Raw genomic sequence first — 18,263 nt, 5'->3', positions numbered from 1 at the left:
CGATAAATGTGAATCAAGCAAGTGCTGATCACCTTGTGAATATCGGCCTCATACAAGCGGTCGAGATGACGAGCCAAGGCATCGTCGTTCAACCAGGAAGGATGGAGACCGGGACGGATGAGTTTCTCTAGATCGATCTCCTGAGCCCATCGTTCCACGTGAACGAGGGCTTGCCGGCCGTCAAACAGATTGTAGATGATGGCCTGAACGGCATCGCTGACTCGAGTCTGGCACTGTGGATCAACGGGAACGAGATGGTCAATCAATTGGGGCAGGCCCAGTTTCTTGAATAGGGCACTTATTATATTCAAATAATCATTACGATAGACCTTTTTGACTTGAACGTTCATGAGAGAAAAACTCCTTCACTTTCCTTGTATGTCAAGGATTCATTCGACGATGGACACAAAAAATCCTCCCGATTTTCGTTGGGAGGGTGCGAAATGTGAGGTGTTACTCATTTTTCAGTGGTTTTTTCGGCATGAAAGGAATAGAAGGAAACGAATTGATTGATTTTTATGAATAAATGCCTATTTTTGATATGATAATAAAGTTCCTTTTTTTTTTTTTATTTACAGTAAAATTTTAATTGTAAATATATAGTTGTTTTACCATAACATGTTCTTGTTAAACGATTGAGAATGAGGGGGTGGTGAAAAAAGGTGGTAAACTAAATTATTTTAGAATCAAAAAGTACTGGATTTGGTTTCTTTTTTATTAAATCACCAGCCTCCTAGAAAGACGGTGATATGATACAAAAGAAAGTCAAAAACGGGTTCTTCTTCATGGAATTGATTAAGGAGAATCTTTATGACAGTTTATACTGTTCACCTTGTTCTTTTCTCCGTCATTATTTCTGATTAACTATTATCAAAGCATAAACATGAAAAAGGACGAATATCCGGATTATATCTTTTGGACTCTCTATTTGTTGGTCGTCGTTTGCTTGACGGTCATCTGCTGATCGGTTCGACAAATCCTCTTTAGTGTTGTTTGCATGTCTGCCGTTTCTGTTGGCCTTGGATATTGGCTGATTGCGAAAAATGAAAGCATTCGATATTTTTACAACCTTGGGATTCCCACAACGTTTATTGGCCTTTCACTGCTTGTTCACGTCATTCCGCTATTCGTCTGTTTGTTCCGTTCTCTATATACATGCACTTTAAAGTAATGACTTCTGTATGAACACCTTTTTTCATGGCTATATGGATGCATTATAGTCAAGAAACATTAGTTAATCATTGGGGGAATGATTGATGAGGAAAATACTTTATTTGATCATTGCTATGAGTTTATTTTTTATACCATTTAAAGTTTCAATAGCAGGCGCTGAAACACAATCAGATCAGGAGGGAAAAGAGGAAGCATTAACAACAGTGGAAGATATATATAGAACTTCGTATAAAGGAGTTGAAATTATTATTAATTCCTCTAACAGTATGATTACACCTGAAAAAATGATCATTGCGAAGAAAGTGATTGATTCAGAATTATTGAATACATCACATGCTTTTATTTTAAACAGCAACCAAGTGAAGCCTCAAGTGATCCCTAACCCAGGAGATGGAACGGTTATCGGAACTAGATATTATTCTTTTGATAACGATACCGCTAAATTTGTAAGCAGTGTATTAAAAACAGGATTAACTGCTATCGCTACATTAGCTGGATATACGTTTGGCCCTGGAGCGGCAACAACCATTGCTTCGATTTGTACATTGGCAGGGGAATATATTAATCTAAAACCATACTGGACAACAGTGAAAATCATACGATATTACAGTGATTATTATGATCAGTATATATATGACGCGTATCACTTTGTCTATAGCGACAGCAAGCGCACCAATCTGAAAAAAGTATTTATTTCCGACGATATGATCAAAACGACGGGCAATGTATTGGATACATTCTGATAGAAGGAGAATCTATTGTCCATGAATCGAAAAAAAAGATTTGTCTTAGCTCTCGCCGTGCTGATGGTCATATTCTTTTTCGTCTACATGTTTGAAGAACAAGTGCTGCGCTTTTTAGACTATAAGGTGGTCAAGCTGACGATGTTGATTTCGTTGATCACCATCATTGTCGGAGATCTCATCTATCGACGCACGTAATCGGATGCGCAATGTGAACGAAAGATGACGCCGGGCGTTGGGTGCCCGGCAAGTTTGTTTAGGCGCCAGACGGCGATGGGACGGTTGCCGTCATTTTGGGGCCGGATTCACAACCGTGTTGATGTGGCTGCTTTGCTTGGCGCGGCCAGGCGCTAACAGCAACGCCGCCTCCAGCGCCGGGCATGGTCTGGAAGCGGCGCTGCCGCGTCGGGCGCGACCGTCTTGAACGGATGTTGGCAGCCGCCAAAGCGGCGAATGCGAAGAGAGAAGGCTGCTTGCCGCCGTTTTTCCCCTTTCGCCCGCCGCCGCGATGGCGAAGGCTATCCGTGAAAAGGCGGAAACATGTTCCAGCGCAAGCCGATGACGAGCTGGCAGCACGGAAACGCGCCAGGCGGCGGCGACAACGTCAGGCGGATGCCGTCGGGATTGAAATACACATCGGTTTTCGAGCGGATGCCAAGCGAGCGGATCAGGCGCTTCACTTCATCCGTTTTTCCTTCTTGGGCGGCCGACATGACCGAGGTCGCAAACGAACGGGATTCGGCCAGTTTTTTCAAAACGGCGGCGGCATCGTTCATCAGCGTCTGCGCCGTGGCGGCGGACTGGGAAAAGAGAGTTGGGTCGATCGGGGGATACGGGCCGGCCGGCATCCGCGGGAAATGAGCGAACATGGCCGCTTGCGCCTCCTTTCCAAAAATGGAATCGATATTACGATATGTGCAAACATCAAAAAAGGAGCGAAACCGAAATGGCGATTTCGCTCCTTCCTTCATTAGTATGAGCGGCGATGTTCGACTAAGTCAATGACCCCTAAAACGAGATGGGCAAGGCCAAAGCCCACAACCGCTCCTGATCATGACGAGTCAATCCGGCGCGCTTGCCGCATGGCGATGCCCGTTGCGGTAACGGCCGCCCCTAACACAGTTGGAATGGCTTCTTCTTTCTTTCGCCTTCATCCACCTATCCTTTTCGGCAAGCAGTCAATTGTTCGCTTGCATCAAAACATGGCAGAAACCATTCCGTTTGTTACAAATAGCGCAACCATAAATAGGCATGTGACAGGAGCAAGGCAATGAGCGTGAGCGGCGCGCCGATTTTCAAAAAATCAACGTACGTAAAGCCATGTCCTTCGCGCGAAGCGATGCCGGCGACAATCACATTCGCCGAGGCGCCGATGAGCGTCCCGTTTCCGCCCAGGCAGGCGCCAAGAGACAAGGCCCACCAAAGCACGTCAATCTGCGGGGCGTCCGGGGATAAGCCCATGCCGACCGCCATATCTTTAATGAGCGGGATCATCGTGGCGACGAACGGGATGTTGTCGATCGTCGCCGAAGCGATGCCGGACAGCCAAAGGATTAAATAGGCAGCCGCGGAAATATCGCCGCCGGTGACGTCGAGCGCTTTTTCGGCCAACGATTGAATCAGGCCGATGTCGACCAGCCCGCCGACCAAGACAAACAATCCGGCGAAAAAGAAGATCGTGACCCATTCGATCGAGTGAAAGACATCTTCTATCTCATGCTCCGGCACGGCGATGAGCATGAGCACGACCGCTCCGGTCATGGCGATGACGGCCGCATCGACATGAATGACAGAATGAAGAATAAAGCCAAGGATGGTCAGCCCGAGCACGGCGACCGATTTGCGCATCAGCTTCGCATCTTGAATGTAGTCGGCATCGCGAAGCTCCATCAGCTTTTGAATCAACTTTGGATCGGTTTGCAGCTGCTTTCGGTAAATCAACGCGAGCAACGCGACAGTCACGATGGCGATCATCGCGACGATCGGTGTTAGGTTGAACAAAAAGGCGTTGAAATCTAAATGCTTGTTCGCCGAGCCGATCATAATGTTCGGCGGGTCGCCGATCAACGTCGCCGTGCCGCCGATGTTGGATAAAAGCACTTCCGAAATGAAATACGGCACCGGGTTGACCTGAAGCATGCGCGTAATTGAAAACGTCACCGGCACGATAAGCAGGACGGTGGTCACGTTGTCCAAAAACGCTGACAGCAGCCCGGCCAACAGTGAAAGCATGACTAAAATGCGGACCGGTCGGCCTTTCGCAAGCTTCGCTGCTTTAATGGCCATATATTGAAAAAAACCGGATTTGCTCGTGATGCCGACTAAAATCATCATCCCGATCAGCAGCGTGATCGTTCCCCATTCAATATGGTGGGTGAACGCTTTCTCCGCATCGACAATGCCGAAAATGATCATGAAAGCGGCGCCGAGCAGCGCGATGACGGCGCGGTTGATTTTTTCGGAAATGATGATCGCGTATGTAATCAGAAAAACCGCAATGGCGAAATCGTACTGAAGGTTGGAAACGCCCACCGCGGAATGATCCATTATTTCTCCTCCTTTTTCCAGTTAGGATTTCGATTCATGAAAATGATTCCCACACGCCGGGCACGTCCAATCACTGTGCTCGCTGGTGGCTTCACGAACATAAAATGTAAATGAACAATGCGGACAAGCGATTTCGCGCACCCGATCCATCAACATCCGCCGCCTCGGTTCGGCTGGAGCATTGGTGTCAATGATCTCGACATGAATGTCTTCGCGCGATTCATCTTCGGCGATCACTTTCCCCTCGGCCTCTTCTTTTGTACGCCACCCGCGGCCGAGCAAGTGCTGCTCGAGCTGGCTGTGTGAGGAATGTTCAAGCATTTCTTCAGCCAGTTTCATGTACTGGCGGTCCGTCAGCCCGCTGAACGGAAGGTTCTTCTTCTGTTTTTTCCAATACGCCCGCAGTTGGTCTTCGGTGAAAATCCATGTGACAATCTGATGAATCACGACATTTTTCATCCCATCCACCCTCCTTTTTCTTGATCATATCATAGAAGGCTGGTGATTTAACAGGAAATGCGGCTCAACAATAGCATTTCTTAAATGGATCAACCTTATAAATGTTACTCTTCTCTTCACTCACGAACCATCGGTTTAGGGGAAATGATTGTTTTTCGCCGATCTTATAGAGGATGGGGGAGAAAAAACGATTGGCTTGAATGGGAAGCGTCCATCCGCCCTTCTTCTTTTTCGCCAAGGCTTTCGTTGATTCCTACGGCATCCGCCTCTTTTTCGCCATTTTCTGAAAAAAGAAATAAACAATCGCTTCTGCGTGATATAATAATAGTAAGACGGACGGCAACAGCGTGCCGGAAAGGGGGGAAGCGACGATGGACAGCCCGCAATATTTGTTTCTCGATTTTGAGTTTACGATGCCCGAGACGAAAACGAGCCCGGACGGGTTTTGCCCGGAAATCATTGAAGTCGGCCTTGTCGCGGTTGTTGACGAGCAAATCGTGAGCCAATTTTCCTCCTATGTGAGGCCGCTCCGCTTTCCGCAGCTCACCGAACGGTGCAAGTCGTTTCTCAATATCACCCAAGAACAAATTGACCGCGGAATGAGTTTTTATGAGTTGGTTTCCTTGCTTCGGCAATATGACCGCGAACGCCCCACGACGGTGATTACGTGGGGGAGCATGGATATGAAAGTGCTCCGGGAAAACTGCCAATCGGCGCAAGCGGAATTCCCATTCACTGGCGAGCACCGTGATTTAGCCATGGAGTATAAGCGGTTTTTCGGCAACAAAAATCAAACCGGATTGCGCAAGGCGGTGCAAGAGTACGGCAATGAGGCGGTTGGAAAAGCCCATTGCGCGCTCGATGATGCGTTCACCGCGTATACGATTTTCCGGCTGGTGGAAAACGACAAAAAATATTTGGCGAAGACAAAGCCGCCGACGATTGGAGAACGGATTGATTTGACCCAGCTGCGAAAAAAATTCGCTTTATAGCCGGCTGCGTTGGCGGCGGCTTTTTTATGTTATAATAGAAAGTGGACGATTTTTTAGGCAGAAAGGTTGTTTCCTTATGTGGCCATTGGTGCTGAATCTGTTTTTGTACTTTCCGGAGGACAAACGCGAATATATTCCCGCAGCCTTTTCGTTTGCTGTCTTCTTCTTGATGGCGGTGTTCACGATGCGGCTCATCATCGTTATCTCCCGGCGGCAGGAGAAGGAAGCGAAACGGCTCGAAGAACAGTTGCTTGAAAAAAGGGACGAGTCTGGGCAACCGCCGGGGGTATAAACCAGCCTTCCTCCGGCAATACTGGTGGATAACACATGTTATGCTGGAGGGAGTTCAGTGTTGCGGGGAACATATGGGATCCTTTTCGCTGCGGCGCTCGTGTTGTCCGGCTGCGGCCAAGAGAATGGAACGAGCCGGACGGTGGAGATGATCAATGTGGACGGCGACTCGATCGGCACGATCGCGCTGACGGAGCAAGCGGAAGGGGTTCGGCTGAAGCTTGATTTGGAAGGCCTCCCGCCGGGAGAGCACGCCATTCACATCCATGAAAACGGAAGCTGTCAGCCGCCCGATTTTCAGTCGGCCGGCGGTCATTACAATCCGGACGGGAAAAAGCACGGCCTTCTCCACCCGGAAGGAGCGCATGCCGGCGATTTGCCGAACATTATTGTGAAAGATGACGGCACGGTCAACGTCGAGTTGACGGCGCCCAATGTGACGCTGAAAGAAGGAGAGAAAGGCTCGCTGCTTACAAAAGACGGAACGTCGATCGTCATTCACGCCAAGAAAGACGACGGCATGACCCAGCCGGCGGGAGACGCCGGCGGACGGATCGCCTGTGGGGAAATCAAGTCGTCGTGAAACAGGGGCTCGCGCGCGGGCCCCTGTTTCACGTTGCCGGGGCAACGCTTCACACGACAGCGGCGGATGCACATGGTCGGCGAAACAGAAAACGGCAAGGAATGATCGTTTGGCTCCATTTGCGCTTCTGATTTACATGGATGGCGGAACGAAGCAACGGGTTCGGCGCTGCTTCTTTTCTCTTTCGCCATCCGCTTGGCTGCTCTTCTTTGGCACAGAGCTAGCGCAGCGCTGTTGCCAGCCGCCGCAGCCCTTCCTCCAGCGTCGGGCGCGGGCAGGCGATATTCAAACGGATGAAGCCGACGCCTTCCTGGCCGAATTTGCTGCCGAATTCGACGGCGAGTTTTCCTTTTTCCAAAAGACGCTTCTTCAGCTCCCCCTCGGAAAGGCCAAGGCCGCGGCAGTCGATCCAGACGAGATACGTCGCCTGCGGCCGGATCGGGCGGAGCTGCGGCAAGTGTTCCGCCAAATAGGCAACCGTCATGTCGATGTTTTGCCGCAAGTAATCAAGCAAGGCGTCAAGCCACGGCCCGCCATGGCGGTAGGCCGCTTCCGCTCCGACGATGGCGAACGCATTCAGCGTAAAAAAGCCGTGCCGCTGCTGGACGCGGCGGAACGCCCGGCGCCGCGATTCGTCGGGAAGGATGACTTCCGCCGCCTGCAAACCGGCGAGGTTGAACGTTTTCGTCGGCGCGCGGAACGTGGCGCTTTGCGCGGCCAGCTCCGGGTGGAGGGAGGCAAACGGCGTGTGTTTGGCTGGCGGGAGCGTCAAATCGGCGTGGATTTCATCGGAAAGGACGAAGACGCCGTGCTTGAGGCAAAGTTCTCCCAGCCGTTCGAGTTCTTCTTTTGTCCATGATTTGCCTCCCGGGTTGTGCGGATGGCAAAGGATGAGAAGCTTGGCATCGGGCAGCTTTCGCTCCAAGTCGTCCCAGTCGATCGCATAGTTGTCTTCCTCAAGGCGCAGCGGACTGAACAGAAGCGTGCGGTCATGGCGGCGGACGAGATCAAACAGCGGCCGGTAGACCGGGGAAAAAACGATGATGCGATCCCCTGGTTCGGAAAACGCTTCGATGGCGGCGGCGACCGCCGGCACGACGCCGTGGGCAAACACGAGCCAAGACGGATCGATCGTCCAGTCATGACGGCGTTCAAGCCATTGGCATACCGCTTCTTTGAGTGAATCGGGAATGACGGTGTAGCCGAACACGCCGTGCTCCACCCGTTGCCGCAGCGCTTCTTGCACCTCTTTTGGCGCGGGAAAATCCATATCGGCGACCCACATCGGCCATACGTCTTCGTGGCCGAACACTCGATGAACGTCATCCCATTTCACCGACAGCGTGCCCCGGCGGTCGATGACGCGGTCGAACGGAAACATGGTCGCGCCTTCTCCTTTCTCAGCACGCGAACGATGCGGTCCTTTCCCCTCATCGAATGGAAACATTGTTGCATCTTCTCCCTTCTTTTTTTCGAATCAATGGCTTATAATGGGTTATATCATAGCATCAAGAAAGAAGGTGGATGACGGCGGCATGGACGGACAACAGTTGAATCGGCTTCTTCTTGAATGGATCGGCGCCTGGGACCCGTTTGGCCTTGGAAAAGACGCCTACGACGTCGAGGCGGCCAGCGTGCTCCAGGCGGTGTATGAGACGGAAGACGCCCGCACGTTGGCCGCCCGCATTCAGTCCATATATGAATTCGCCTTTGACGAGCCGATTCCTTTTCCCCACTGCCTAAAACTCGCCCGCCGGCTGCTTGAATTAAAGCAAGCGGCGTCCTGTCCGCTCCCGTGATGACGACAGGCGGCCGGTTTGGCGAAACCGACCGATGAAATGGAGGGATGCTGCGTGAAATTGAGCGAAAAAGAGCTGGAAATTATCGAAATATTAGAAAAAGACGCACGAACGCCGATCGATGTGCTGGCGAAGATGGTCGATTTGCCGGTCGAGGAAACGGAAGCGCTCGTCAAAAAGTTAGAAGAGGCGAAAGTGATCGTCCAATATACGGCGCTCATTGACTGGCGGAAGGCGGACGGCCGCGAAGGGGTGACGGCGATGATCGACGTCAAGGTGACTCCGAAGCGCGGCGTCGGCTTTGACGAAGTGGCGGAACGCATTTACCGGTTCCCGGAAGTGAAATCGGTCTATTTAATGTCCGGCGCTTATGATTTGTCGGTCGTCATTGAAGGGCGTTCGATGGCGGAAATCGCCCAATTTGTTTCCGAGAAGCTGTCGACGCTCGATTCCGTCATTTCGACGACCACTCATTTCATTTTGAAAAAATACAAACATGACGGCATCGTCTTTGACCAAGGAGATCAAGATCGCCGCATCGTGGTGTCGCCATGAAGCCGCAAACGAGAAAAACGTACGTGTCCAAGACGGTTGCGGGCTTGAAGCCATCCGGCATCCGCCGCTTTTTTGACCTTGCTTCCAGCATGGACGGCGTCATTTCGCTCGGCGTCGGCGAGCCGGATTTTGTCACGTCCTGGAGCATTCGCGAAGCGAGCATTTTGTCGCTCGAGCAAGGCTATACGTCGTATACGGCCAACGCCGGGCTCTTGGAGCTCCGCCAAGAAATCGCCGCTTATTTGCGCCGCAAGTTTCATGTCGACTACTGTCCGGAAACGGAAATTTTAGTGACGGTCGGGGCGAGCCAGGCCATCGACTTGGCGCTTAGGGCGATCATCAACCCGGGCGATGAAGTGATCATCGTCGAACCGAGTTTTGTCGCCTACGAGCCGCTTGTCGTGCTCGCGGGCGGGAAGCCGGTGGCCGTTCACACGTCTGGCGAAGACAAGTTTCAGCTCAATCCGGTGCACCTTGAGCGGGCGATCACCGAGCGGACGAAGGCGGTCATCATTTGTTCACCGAACAATCCAACCGGAACGGTGCAGAGCCGCACGGAGCTTGAAGCGATCGCCCGTCTGGCTGAGGCGTACGACTTGCTCGTCATTGCCGATGAAATTTATGCCGAGCTGACGTATGAAGGAGAGTATACGAGCATGGCCGCTGCTCCTGGCATGCGCGAGCGGACGATTTTGATTTCCGGTTTTTCGAAAGGGTTTGCGATGACCGGATGGCGGCTCGGGTTTGCGGCAGCGCCTGACGAGATTTTGCAGGCGATGTTGAAAATCCATCAGTATGCCATGATGTGCGCGCCGACGATGGCGCAATATGGGGCGCTTGAGGCGCTTCGCAACGGAGAGCGCGATGTCGTCGACATGCGCAACAGCTACCGGCGGCGGCGCAACTATTTTGTTGCCTCGCTCAATGAAATTGGGCTGCCGTGCCATTTGCCGGGCGGAGCGTTTTACGCCTTCCCGTCCATCAAGCCGACCGGTTTGACGTCGGAGCAGTTTGCTGAGCGGCTGCTCATCGAAGAAAAAGTGGCTGTCGTCCCCGGCAACGTCTTCGGCCAAAGCGGGGAAGGCTATATCCGCTGTTCATACGCTTCGTCGCTCGAACAGCTGCAAGAAGCCATTAAGCGAATGAAACGGTTTTTGGCGCGCCTGTAACTGGGGATGTTCCGCCGTCGGCGGGACATCTTTTTTTGGGGTTTGCTGTCGGTCTATGTTATAATACAAAAACATAGACGAAATTCATCAATAGGAGTGTTTCGCTTGTCAACGATCAAACGAGGAGCGATCGTGAAAGGGAAGGTGACGGGCATTCAGCCGTATGGCGCGTTCGTCCAGCTTGAGGACGGCATGCAAGGGCTGATCCATATTTCGGAAATTTCCCATCAATTTGTGAAAGATGTGCGCGATTACGTCCATGTCGGGGATGAAGTGACGGTCAAGGTGTTGGATGTCGACCGAAAGACGAGGCGGGCGAGCTTGTCCCTAAAGGCGCTCGAACCCGTCATGGAAAAGGAAAAGCGCCATTTGCGCATGAAGATGCCGATTGAGTCCGGCTTTCGCCCATTGAAGGAAAAGCTGCGTGAATGGATTGAGCAGTCCAAGAAAGAAAATTGGCCGAAACAATAAGCCTGCGCCCCCAAACGGTGAGAGTCCATGACGCTTTTGGGCTGGGAGAGGCGCAAAAATAAGACACCCACCGTCAGGCGGTGAGTGTCCCAATGGTTTTCCGTCATGTGCGCGATGTTTTCGGTTCAGTGCGCCCGAGCTCTGCCGCTGGTTTGAACAGCAGCGCCAAGTTGATCAAGCCGGCGATGCCGACCAAGCTGTAAATGATGCGCGACCAAACGGAGTCTTGGCCGCCGAAAATGGCGGCGACTAAGTCAAATTGGAAAAAGCCGATCAGTCCCCAGTTAATGGCGCCGATAATGGTCAACAATAGCGCAATGCGCTGCAATGCTCCCATCTTGTTTGCCTCCTTTGGAAAATTTCTTTTCAACTTATAGGATGAATCGCAGTCGTGAAAAATATGCATCGTTTGCCGTCAAAGCAGTTGGCTTTACAACCGGTGGCAGGCGCTGCCATAATAGATTCAGGAAAAGGAGGGCATCCATATGCAAGAGTTTATTTTCCGCAACCCGACGAAACTTATTTTCGGAAAAGGGCAGCTCGAACGGCTCAAAGAAGAAGTGCCGCGCTACGGCAAGAAAGTGCTGCTTGTGTATGGCGGCGGCAGCATCAAACGAAACGGACTGTATGATGAAGTCATGAAGATGTTGGGGGAGATTGGCGCTGAAGTCGCCGAACTGCCGGGGGTGGAGCCGAACCCGCGCGTCTCGACCGTAAGAAAAGGGGTGGACATTTGCAAGAGGGAAGGCATCGAGTTTTTGCTTGCCGTCGGCGGCGGCAGCGTCATCGACTGCACGAAAGCGATCGCCGCTGGAGCGAAATTTGACGGCGATCCGTGGGAGTTTATCACGAAAAAAGCGCCAGTCACCGGCGCCCTGCCGTTTGGAACCGTATTGACGCTGGCGGCGACCGGGTCAGAGATGAATTCCGGCTCGGTGATTACAAACTGGGAGACGAAAGAAAAATACGGCTGGGGCAGCCCGTTTACGTTCCCGCAATTTTCGATTTTGGATCCGACGTATACGATGACCGTTCCGAAAGACCATACGGTTTACGGCATCGTTGATATGATGTCCCATGTGTTTGAGCAATATTTCCACCATACGCCGAACACGCCATTGCAAGACCGGATGTGCGAAGCGGTGTTGAAAACCGTGATTGAAACGGCGCCCAAACTGATCAACGATTTGGAAAACTACGAGCTGCGCGAGACGATCATGTACTCGGGCACGATCGCCTTAAACGGCTTTTTGCAAATGGGCGTCCGAGGCGATTGGGCGACGCACAATATTGAGCACGCCGTTTCTGCCGTGTATGACATTCCGCATGCCGGGGGATTGGCGATTTTGTTCCCGAACTGGATGAAGCATGTGCTCGATGAAAACGTCAGCCGTTTCGCCCAGCTCGCGGTGCGCGTGTTCGATGTCGATCCGGCGGGCAAATCGGAGCGCGATGTGGCGCTTGAAGGCATCGAGCGGCTGCGCGAGTTCTGGTCGAGCCTCGGGGCGCCGTCGCGGCTTGCGGACTATGGCATCGGCGAGGAAAACTTGGAGCTGATGGCCGATAAAGCGATGGCGTTTGGCGAGTTCGGCCGTTTCAAAACGTTGAACCGCGATGATGTGCTCGCCATTTTGCGCGCTTCCCTTTAATGAGGCGAAGCGGCGGTTTCGCGAATCGATCGATGATGGCGCCGGCTCGGCGGCGGGATCTGCTTGAGCTGGCGCTTTTCCTATTTTCTTGGTTTGCCTGGGCGCGCTCCCGATCCCACAGGATGGCGGAAAGTGAGGAGGGCGCGAAAAACAGCCGTCTCGCCCGAATCCATGGTTCTCGAATGAGGAAAAAGCACAACGTTGATCACGTTTCTTGAGGCGAGCAGCCTTTTGATTCCATCACGAGCCCCTAGAAGGCTGGTGAAAAACGAGTTTTGTGCGCAAATCGGCGGCGTTTCATCAGAAAAGAGAGCCGATTTGGCAAAGTTTCTCTAATTGAAAAATGGTTAGGATAAAGCTGTCTTTTTCACTAAATCACCATCCCTCCAGGCGTCACGCAAGGAAATCGGCGCGGCGAACATGGCGAAAAATGAATCCGTTTCCAAAAAGGTGGGCTGCTTGATTTCCCTTGTTTATTCCGCTAAAGTGAAAGAAGGCAATGATTCTTGAAGGGGAGGCGGAAATCGATGACCCACATTCGCTTTGACTATTCCAAAGCGCTCGCCTTTTTTGGCGAACATGAGCTTACATACTTGCGCGATGCCGTGAAAGTCGCGCATCATTCGCTTCATGAAAAAACCGGTGTTGGAAGCGACTTTTTAGGCTGGCTTGACTGGCCGGTCGACTATGACAAAGAAGAATTCGCGCGCATCAAGGAGGCGGCGAAAAAAATCCAATCGGATTCTGATGTTCTTGTCGTCATCGGCATCGGCGGCTCGTACCTTGGCGCGCGGGCGGCGATCGAGATGCTGCACCATTCGTTTTACAACGCCTTGCCAAAAGAAAAGCGGAAAACGCCGCAAATCATTTTTGTCGGCAACAACATCAGCTCGACGTATATGAAAGACGTCATCGATTTCTTGGAAGGGAAAGACTTCTCGATCAACGTCATTTCCAAATCGGGGACGACGACCGAGCCGGCGATCGCCTTCCGCCTTTTCCGCAAGCTGCTTGAGGAGAAATACGGCAAAGAGGAAGCGCGCCGCCGCATTTACGCGACGACGGACAGCAAGCGCGGCGCCTTGCGGACGCTCGCCAATGAGGAAGGGTATGAAACGTTTGTCATTCCGGATGACATCGGCGGCCGCTACTCGGTGCTGACGGCGGTCGGGCTATTGCCGATTGCCGCAAGCGGCTCGGACATCGACGCCATGATGGAAGGAGCGGCCAAAGCGCGCGACGATTTCAGCTCCTCGGAGCTTGAGGAAAACGCCGCTTACCAATACGCCGCCATCCGCAACATTTTGTACAACAAAGGAAAAACGATCGAGCTGCTCGTCAACTACGAACCAGCGCTGCACTATTTCGCCGAATGGTGGAAGCAGCTGTTCGGCGAAAGCGAAGGGAAGGATCAAAAAGGCATTTATCCAGCTTCCGCTGATTTCTCGACCGATTTGCATTCGCTCGGCCAATACATTCAAGAAGGGCGCCGCGATTTGTTTGAAACAGTGTTGAAGCTGGAAGAACCGCGTCATGAGCTGATCATTGAAGCCGAAGAAAACGACCTTGACGGACTGAACTATTTGGCGGGAAAAACGGTTGATTTCGTCAACACAAAAGCGTTCGAAGGGACGCTGCTCGCCCATACGGACGGCGGCGTGCCGAACTTGGTCATCACTTTGCCGAAGCTCGATGAATATACGTTCGGCTACCTCGTCTACTTCTTTGAAAAAGCATGCGCCATGAGCGGCTACTTGCTCGGGGTGAATCCATTTGACCAACCGGGAGTGGAAGCATACAAAAAGAACATGTTCGCCCTCCTCGGCAAACCAGGCTATGAGCAGCTGAAGGAAGAACTGGAGAAACGGTTGAAATAACAACGTGTTCCATCGCCAAGCCGCTGTTTTCTCGGAGGAGATGACTCGCGGCTCGACCCGAGTCGCGCCCAAAACGGCGGACGGAACGACGGAAAAAGCGCCTCTTCCCTTTTGCGGGGGAAGAGGCGTTTTGTTATGCATGAGCCGATTGTTGGTCCATCGTTCGGCCGCACAACGCCCGGACGAGGCTTTATCGCTCCCTGTCGTTTTTCGCCAAGCGTCTGAAGCTGCCGTGGGCAAATAATCCCCGTCAAACGGGAAACGATAAAAGAAAGGAGGGATTGTGCATGATTGAAATTCCATCGCGTTTGGAAGGGAAACAATTTCAGCTGTACCATTTGGAAGAGCAATTAAAACCAATGGGATATACGATCGGCGGCGGGTGGGACTACGATCACGGCTATTTCGACTACAAAATCGCCGATGACGTGGGCTACCAGTTTTTGCGCGTGCCGTTTCGGGCGGTCGACGGGCAGCTTGATTCGCACGGAACGACGGTGGAGCTTGGGCGGCCGTTTTTGCTTGCGCATAAATACCAACGGGGCATCGATGATTTCGCCGATGTCGGCAACATCAGCGCCTCATTCAATCAGTTTGCCGAGCCGCAAGACCCGGACGCGACCGTACCCGAGCGATATATTTCCGTCGGAAAGGCGCTTGTCCAAGAGCTGGAGCGCCGCCTGCTCGATTAAGGGACAAGCACGAACAGGCGGTCGCTTTGTTGAATCGGGCGGTCCGGTGCAACGGAAATCGCTCCGTGATCTCCGTGGATGACGCCAAGCAGCGTCACGTTTTGCTTGAGCAGCTGCTGTTGAACGGCGGCGAATGGCTGGCCGATTTGCTGTTCGTCTGGCTCGAGAAGGCAGAGCGTCTGTCCGTCCAGGCGGTAAAGCGCCGTCTCCCACACGCTGGCGGCGCCCGGCGAGCGAAGGCTGGCGGCCATGGCGAAACTGGAAAGCAAGTTCGTTTGAATCACCTCATCCGCCCCGGCGCGGAAGGCGTTCTGGACGTTTCGGCCCGTTAGGATTTCCACGATGGCATACACCGACGGGTTGAGGCTTTTGGCGGCAAGCAGCGTCACAATTGTATCTTTATCGGCTTCCGCTTCCGCTTTATGCGGATCGGCGGTGATGAGCAAAAACCGCGCTTCTTGAATATTGGCCTTCTCCAGCACCGCATCGTCGCTTGCCGTTCCTTTAATGAAATGAACCGGCGCGTTCGGAAGCGGGTGGGATGGAATGGTGGCGTCGATGAGGACGAAGCGCATGGAGGCGTCGTGCCGCGCGAGGCGGAGCAGCACCTCGCGCGCCCGCTCGTTCCAGCCGACGATCACCGCATGGCCGCGCTCTGTATATCGGAGCTGTCCGCTTGTAAAGGCGGTTTCCCGGGCGGCGGCCGCGGCGGAGACGGAAGCGAAATAAGCGGTGAGGATGCCGGTGCCAAGGATGATAAGCCCAATGGCCGCGAGTTTTCCAGCGACCGTTTTCGGGACGATGTCGCCGTAGCCGATTGTCGCCGACGTCACGATCGCCCACCACACGCCGTCGAACACCGTGCGGAACGTCTCTGGTTCAATGAAGCGCATGAGCGCGCCAAACAGCACGATCAACGCGCTCGCCGAGACAAATAGGCGAAGCACGGGCGGCCAGCGCCAATACGATAACAGCACGTTCCTTGTTTTCATCGTCCACCCCTCTTTTGCTTTTGTCTTTTTTTAGTGTGAGCCGTTTTTGCATAAACATTCCTGTTTCTTCCCATACTAGGAAACGGAACATGAGAGAAAGGGGACAGTGGTCATGGATATGAACCGTGTCAAACAAATCGTTTCTTCCCCTGCCGATATTCCGGTGTATTACAACGGCGTGTCGGTATGGATTGACGGGTATGATGAGGAAAAGCAGACGGCGACCGTCCATTTGCGCGACGGCCGGCTTCATGAGCGCCGGGATGTGCCGGTTTCGGAATTGACGGAAGAGCGGGATTAAAAAAGGGCTTGCCAGCCGCCAGCGGCTCGGGCAGCCCTTTCGATTTTGCGGCTTGCGGTGGGGCGGATAGGCAGCTTTCCGACATGAGGCGCTGATCGAATGGTTCCGTGTGATCAACAAGAAAACAGCTGTTGTTCGACATCTGTTTAGAAGGCTGGCGAAAAACAACGGATTCGCTCGACTGGGGAGAAATCCATCGCCAAGTACACCGTCCCTTTTTCCTGCGCTGACAATCCGTATTGATCTGTCAAGATGCCGGGCAAAAACACGAGAAAATTATACAGCGAGTAGTATTGAAGAAATCCAAGCAAAACGATTGACAACCCAGCGCGGTGGCGGAGCACCGCCGCAAAATCCGCGAGGCGGAACGGGGCGAAGTCCGCTGCTTCTTTCGGTTTCGTTTCCTTCAAAAACAGAAAGTTGCCGATGCCGCCAAGCAGCACCGTCCTCCGTCCTTTCCGGTCGGTGAGCGGTCCGTAAACGATTTGCATCATCGCCAGGAAAAAGGTGAAAATCGAAATCGTGAAGTTGATGAGAAACGAAGAAGTCGCAAACGCCTCTCGCACTTCTGGTAAAATAGGAGTGTAAATCGTTTGCGTAAACGGGCCGAGAAACGCGGCGAGCGACACAAGATACACGACAAGCTGGCGTTTCATCTCTTTCCCCTTTCTTTGTTTGTACATAATGTATCATTATACTCTCGCTTTTTTTACTGATGGAAATAAAATTCCTGTTTGCAAAAGGGGAGATGGAAAGATGGAATCATTTTTGATCCGCGATGCGGCCACGGCGGATTTGCCGCACATCGTCCGCATTTATAATGAAACGATCCCAAGCCGGATGGTGACGGCGGACTTGGAGCCGGTGTCGGTCGAAAGCCGGCGGGCGTGGTTTGAGGCCCATGACCCGCACAATCGTCCGCTTTGGGTCGTCGAGGACGACGGCGCGGTTTGCGCCTGGCTCAGCTTTCAGTCGTTTTACGGCCGCCCGGCGTACCGCCATACGGCGGAAGTGAGCATTTACATCGCGGAGACGCACCGCGGCCGGGGGCTTGGGACGAAGCTGCTCGAGCGGGCGGTCGAACGGGCGCCCGAACTTGGGATCAAGACGCTGCTCGGCTTTATTTTTGCCCATAATGAACCAAGTTTGCGGCTTTTCTCCCGCTTCGGATTTGAACGATGGGGATATTTTCCGCGCGTGGCGGAATTGGACGGCGTGGAACGCGATTTGGTCATTGTCGGCAAACGGCTTGTATAGAATGGGGGGAGGCGGGGAAGTCATAAGTAATGAGGATGAACGGAAAGAGGGAAGGATATGAACGTCATGCAGATTCGGCTGTTTACAGACCCGCAAGCGAGAAAGGGGGCTGACTCTTCACCAAAGATTGTACTTGATTTTTTCTGAACATCCCCTATTTGCATTTGTATAGAAAAATCAGTAAATCAATGATTTTTGCACATCTTTGTACAGGAAAACGTATTGCTTGTCAAGTATATGTTGTGGTGATGAACCAAAATTCTTAACTTGATGGGTATGATGGAGGTGTCCCCCTCCTTTGTAGTAAGGAAGAAACGTCTCCATAGGGATGCGTTCGCCGATCTCATGAACCGCGTTGTTATGCCGCGGAATGAGATCGGCGATGTTGATTGGCAAAGAGAGGTTATCCATGGTATACTCTTTAAAGGAAATATGATCATGTTTCATAAAAGAATCGCCCTTCTTTCGGTGGTAGTGGTTTCGATGACTCCATTCTACCAGAAAAAAGGCGATTCTTCTATATTTGGGGCGAAAAAGTGGAGACTGATCCCAACACGCATTCGCGTTTTGGGTCAGCCCCATGAAAGCGAGCCGTTTTCTTATATCGAATGATTCTGAAAAAACTGAAATCCTGTAATTGTCGCAAGGAGGTGAATCCATGCCCACGATCACGCTAAGGCTGGAACTGCACAACCCAACGAAAGTCAAACAGG

22 protein-coding genes and 2 pseudogenes are annotated in these 18,263 nt (G+C 52.4%); 14 read left to right on the top strand and 10 right to left on the bottom strand.

Going from position 1 to position 18,263, the window contains the following annotated elements:
* Positions 1–350 (bottom strand): DUF4277 domain-containing protein (locus tag BRO54_RS16570; protein WP_139268084.1); only part of this gene is annotated, 350 nt, incomplete at its 3' end.
* Positions 351–1,256: 906 nt separating this feature from the next.
* Between BRO54_RS16570 and BRO54_RS16560 the strand changes: the two genes are divergently transcribed.
* Positions 1,257–1,916 carry a hypothetical protein gene (locus tag BRO54_RS16560; RefSeq protein WP_176202391.1) on the top strand — a complete coding sequence of 220 codons (660 nt, stop codon included), beginning with the start codon at positions 1,257–1,259 and terminating at the stop codon, positions 1,914–1,916.
* 21 nt (positions 1,917–1,937) lie between these two features.
* Positions 1,938–2,114 carry a hypothetical protein gene (locus BRO54_RS20125; RefSeq protein WP_167337615.1) on the top strand — a complete coding sequence of 59 codons (177 nt, stop codon included), beginning with the start codon at positions 1,938–1,940 and terminating at the stop codon, positions 2,112–2,114.
* A 320-nt stretch (positions 2,115–2,434) separates the two neighbouring features.
* Here the strand turns inward: BRO54_RS20125 and BRO54_RS16555 are convergent, their stop codons facing one another.
* The 4 genes and pseudogenes from BRO54_RS16555 to BRO54_RS16540 all read right to left on the bottom strand — a co-directional run bounded on the left by BRO54_RS16555 (position 2,435) and on the right by BRO54_RS16540 (position 4,922).
* Positions 2,435–2,785 (bottom strand): YuzC family spore coat inner layer protein, encoded by a 351-nt coding sequence (locus tag BRO54_RS16555; protein WP_074044652.1) that lies wholly within the window; start codon positions 2,783–2,785, stop codon positions 2,435–2,437.
* A 101-nt stretch (positions 2,786–2,886) separates the two neighbouring features.
* Positions 2,887–3,045, bottom strand: a pseudogene (locus BRO54_RS20650) (asparagine synthase).
* Positions 3,046–3,140: 95 nt separating this feature from the next.
* Positions 3,141–4,463 carry an ArsB/NhaD family transporter gene (locus BRO54_RS16545; protein WP_074044649.1) on the bottom strand — a complete coding sequence of 441 codons (1,323 nt, stop codon included), beginning with the start codon at positions 4,461–4,463 and terminating at the stop codon, positions 3,141–3,143.
* A gap of 21 nt (positions 4,464–4,484) precedes the next feature.
* Entirely contained in the window at positions 4,485–4,922 is a 438-nt protein-coding gene (locus BRO54_RS16540) for a hypothetical protein (protein ID WP_074044648.1), read from the bottom strand.
* 371 nt (positions 4,923–5,293) lie between these two features.
* Here BRO54_RS16540 and kapD point away from each other — a divergent pair, with 371 nt between their 5' ends.
* The 3 genes from kapD (at position 5,294) to BRO54_RS16525 (ending at position 6,788) form a co-directional block, all read left to right on the top strand.
* Positions 5,294–5,914, top strand: a complete 621-nt coding sequence (kapD, locus tag BRO54_RS16535; protein ID WP_074044647.1) for a 3'-5' exonuclease KapD — start codon at positions 5,294–5,296, stop codon at positions 5,912–5,914.
* A 76-nt stretch (positions 5,915–5,990) separates the two neighbouring features.
* Positions 5,991–6,206, top strand: a complete 216-nt coding sequence (locus BRO54_RS16530; RefSeq protein WP_074044646.1) for a hypothetical protein — start codon at positions 5,991–5,993, stop codon at positions 6,204–6,206.
* Between the two features lie 57 nt (positions 6,207–6,263).
* Entirely contained in the window at positions 6,264–6,788 is a 525-nt protein-coding gene (locus tag BRO54_RS16525) for a superoxide dismutase family protein (protein WP_074044645.1), read from the top strand.
* A 220-nt stretch (positions 6,789–7,008) separates the two neighbouring features.
* Here the strand turns inward: BRO54_RS16525 and BRO54_RS16520 are convergent, their stop codons facing one another.
* Positions 7,009–8,169: a PatB family C-S lyase gene (locus BRO54_RS16520; RefSeq protein WP_074044651.1), complete on the bottom strand. Its 1,161-nt coding sequence runs from the start codon at positions 8,167–8,169 to the stop codon at positions 7,009–7,011.
* 154 nt (positions 8,170–8,323) lie between these two features.
* On the opposite strand from BRO54_RS16520, the gene BRO54_RS16515 reads away from it, so the two are divergent.
* The 4 genes from BRO54_RS16515 (at position 8,324) to yugI (ending at position 10,782) form a co-directional block, all read left to right on the top strand.
* The gene (locus BRO54_RS16515; protein WP_013524508.1) at positions 8,324–8,587 is read left to right on the top strand and encodes a YugE family protein; all 264 of its coding nucleotides are present in this window, start codon (positions 8,324–8,326) and stop codon (positions 8,585–8,587) included.
* 54 nt (positions 8,588–8,641) lie between these two features.
* Positions 8,642–9,142 (top strand): Lrp/AsnC family transcriptional regulator, encoded by a 501-nt coding sequence (locus BRO54_RS16510; protein WP_025949995.1) that lies wholly within the window; start codon positions 8,642–8,644, stop codon positions 9,140–9,142.
* Positions 9,139–10,311 carry an aminotransferase gene (locus BRO54_RS16505; protein ID WP_074044644.1) on the top strand — a complete coding sequence of 391 codons (1,173 nt, stop codon included), beginning with the start codon at positions 9,139–9,141 and terminating at the stop codon, positions 10,309–10,311. Before BRO54_RS16510 ends, BRO54_RS16505 begins: the two co-directional genes overlap by 4 nt.
* Positions 10,312–10,416: 105 nt before the next feature.
* Positions 10,417–10,782, top strand: a complete 366-nt coding sequence (yugI, locus tag BRO54_RS16500) for a S1 domain-containing post-transcriptional regulator GSP13 (protein WP_074044643.1) — start codon at positions 10,417–10,419, stop codon at positions 10,780–10,782.
* A 103-nt stretch (positions 10,783–10,885) separates the two neighbouring features.
* Here yugI and BRO54_RS16495 read toward each other — a convergent pair whose 3' ends face one another.
* A complete protein-coding gene (locus BRO54_RS16495) occupies positions 10,886–11,119 on the bottom strand; it encodes a DUF378 domain-containing protein (RefSeq protein WP_074044642.1) in 234 nt (77 codons plus the stop codon).
* A gap of 148 nt (positions 11,120–11,267) precedes the next feature.
* Between BRO54_RS16495 and BRO54_RS16490 the strand changes: the two genes are divergently transcribed.
* The 3 genes from BRO54_RS16490 to BRO54_RS16475 all read left to right on the top strand — a co-directional run bounded on the left by BRO54_RS16490 (position 11,268) and on the right by BRO54_RS16475 (position 15,000).
* The gene (locus tag BRO54_RS16490; RefSeq protein WP_074044641.1) at positions 11,268–12,431 is read left to right on the top strand and encodes an iron-containing alcohol dehydrogenase; all 1,164 of its coding nucleotides are present in this window, start codon (positions 11,268–11,270) and stop codon (positions 12,429–12,431) included.
* A gap of 527 nt (positions 12,432–12,958) precedes the next feature.
* Positions 12,959–14,308: a glucose-6-phosphate isomerase gene (locus BRO54_RS16485; protein WP_074044640.1), complete on the top strand. Its 1,350-nt coding sequence runs from the start codon at positions 12,959–12,961 to the stop codon at positions 14,306–14,308.
* A 287-nt stretch (positions 14,309–14,595) separates the two neighbouring features.
* Positions 14,596–15,000: a YugN-like family protein gene (locus BRO54_RS16475; protein ID WP_074044638.1), complete on the top strand. Its 405-nt coding sequence runs from the start codon at positions 14,596–14,598 to the stop codon at positions 14,998–15,000.
* On the opposite strand, the gene BRO54_RS16470 is transcribed toward BRO54_RS16475, so the two are convergent.
* The gene (locus BRO54_RS16470; protein ID WP_074044637.1) at positions 14,997–15,992 is read right to left on the bottom strand and encodes a potassium channel family protein; all 996 of its coding nucleotides are present in this window, start codon (positions 15,990–15,992) and stop codon (positions 14,997–14,999) included. The genes BRO54_RS16475 and BRO54_RS16470 overlap by 4 nt on opposite strands.
* A gap of 112 nt (positions 15,993–16,104) precedes the next feature.
* Here BRO54_RS16470 and BRO54_RS16465 point away from each other — a divergent pair, with 112 nt between their 5' ends.
* Entirely contained in the window at positions 16,105–16,293 is a 189-nt protein-coding gene (locus tag BRO54_RS16465; protein WP_074044636.1) for an H-type small acid-soluble spore protein, read from the top strand.
* A gap of 146 nt (positions 16,294–16,439) precedes the next feature.
* Here BRO54_RS16465 and BRO54_RS16460 read toward each other — a convergent pair whose 3' ends face one another.
* Positions 16,440–16,949 (bottom strand): MFS transporter, encoded by a 510-nt coding sequence (locus BRO54_RS16460; protein WP_074044635.1) that lies wholly within the window; start codon positions 16,947–16,949, stop codon positions 16,440–16,442.
* A 100-nt stretch (positions 16,950–17,049) separates the two neighbouring features.
* Here BRO54_RS16460 and BRO54_RS16455 point away from each other — a divergent pair, with 100 nt between their 5' ends.
* On the top strand, positions 17,050–17,550 hold the full coding sequence (locus BRO54_RS16455) for a GNAT family N-acetyltransferase (protein WP_079936037.1): 501 nt from the start codon (positions 17,050–17,052) through the stop codon (positions 17,548–17,550).
* A 177-nt stretch (positions 17,551–17,727) separates the two neighbouring features.
* Here the strand turns inward: BRO54_RS16455 and BRO54_RS20265 are convergent.
* Positions 17,728–18,263: pseudogene (locus tag BRO54_RS20265) on the bottom strand (hypothetical protein); the annotation flags it as partial.

The sequence above is a fragment of the Geobacillus proteiniphilus genome (assembly GCF_001908025.1).
In the GTDB taxonomy this organism is placed as follows: Bacteria; Bacillota; Bacilli; order Bacillales; family Anoxybacillaceae; genus Geobacillus; species Geobacillus proteiniphilus.
This window is presented reverse-complemented; position numbering and strand designations above follow the sequence as displayed.

Excerpts from the sequence above, each read along its gene's own strand:
- BRO54_RS16560 (WP_176202391.1), top strand. The coding sequence starts at position 1,257 with ATGAGGAAAATACTTTATTTGATCATTGCTATGAGTTTATTTTTTATA.
- BRO54_RS20125 (WP_167337615.1), top strand. The coding sequence starts at position 1,938 with ATGAATCGAAAAAAAAGATTTGTCTTAGCTCTCGCCGTGCTGATGGTC.
- BRO54_RS16555 (WP_074044652.1), bottom strand. The coding sequence starts at position 2,785 with ATGTTCGCTCATTTCCCGCGGATGCCGGCCGGCCCGTATCCCCCGATC.
- BRO54_RS16545 (WP_074044649.1), bottom strand. The coding sequence starts at position 4,463 with ATGGATCATTCCGCGGTGGGCGTTTCCAACCTTCAGTACGATTTCGCC.
- BRO54_RS16540 (WP_074044648.1), bottom strand. The coding sequence starts at position 4,922 with ATGAAAAATGTCGTGATTCATCAGATTGTCACATGGATTTTCACCGAA.
- kapD (WP_074044647.1), top strand. The coding sequence starts at position 5,294 with ATGGACAGCCCGCAATATTTGTTTCTCGATTTTGAGTTTACGATGCCC.
- BRO54_RS16530 (WP_074044646.1), top strand. The coding sequence starts at position 5,991 with ATGTGGCCATTGGTGCTGAATCTGTTTTTGTACTTTCCGGAGGACAAA.
- BRO54_RS16520 (WP_074044651.1), bottom strand. The coding sequence starts at position 8,169 with ATGTTTCCGTTCGACCGCGTCATCGACCGCCGGGGCACGCTGTCGGTG.
- BRO54_RS16515 (WP_013524508.1), top strand. The coding sequence starts at position 8,324 with ATGGACGGACAACAGTTGAATCGGCTTCTTCTTGAATGGATCGGCGCC.
- BRO54_RS16505 (WP_074044644.1), top strand. The coding sequence starts at position 9,139 with ATGAAGCCGCAAACGAGAAAAACGTACGTGTCCAAGACGGTTGCGGGC.
- BRO54_RS16495 (WP_074044642.1), bottom strand. The coding sequence starts at position 11,119 with ATGGGAGCATTGCAGCGCATTGCGCTATTGTTGACCATTATCGGCGCC.
- BRO54_RS16490 (WP_074044641.1), top strand. The coding sequence starts at position 11,268 with ATGCAAGAGTTTATTTTCCGCAACCCGACGAAACTTATTTTCGGAAAA.
- BRO54_RS16485 (WP_074044640.1), top strand. The coding sequence starts at position 12,959 with ATGACCCACATTCGCTTTGACTATTCCAAAGCGCTCGCCTTTTTTGGC.
- BRO54_RS16475 (WP_074044638.1), top strand. The coding sequence starts at position 14,596 with ATGATTGAAATTCCATCGCGTTTGGAAGGGAAACAATTTCAGCTGTAC.
- BRO54_RS16470 (WP_074044637.1), bottom strand. The coding sequence starts at position 15,992 with ATGAAAACAAGGAACGTGCTGTTATCGTATTGGCGCTGGCCGCCCGTG.
- BRO54_RS16465 (WP_074044636.1), top strand. The coding sequence starts at position 16,105 with ATGGATATGAACCGTGTCAAACAAATCGTTTCTTCCCCTGCCGATATT.
- BRO54_RS16460 (WP_074044635.1), bottom strand. The coding sequence starts at position 16,949 with ATGAAACGCCAGCTTGTCGTGTATCTTGTGTCGCTCGCCGCGTTTCTC.
- BRO54_RS16455 (WP_079936037.1), top strand. The coding sequence starts at position 17,050 with ATGGAATCATTTTTGATCCGCGATGCGGCCACGGCGGATTTGCCGCAC.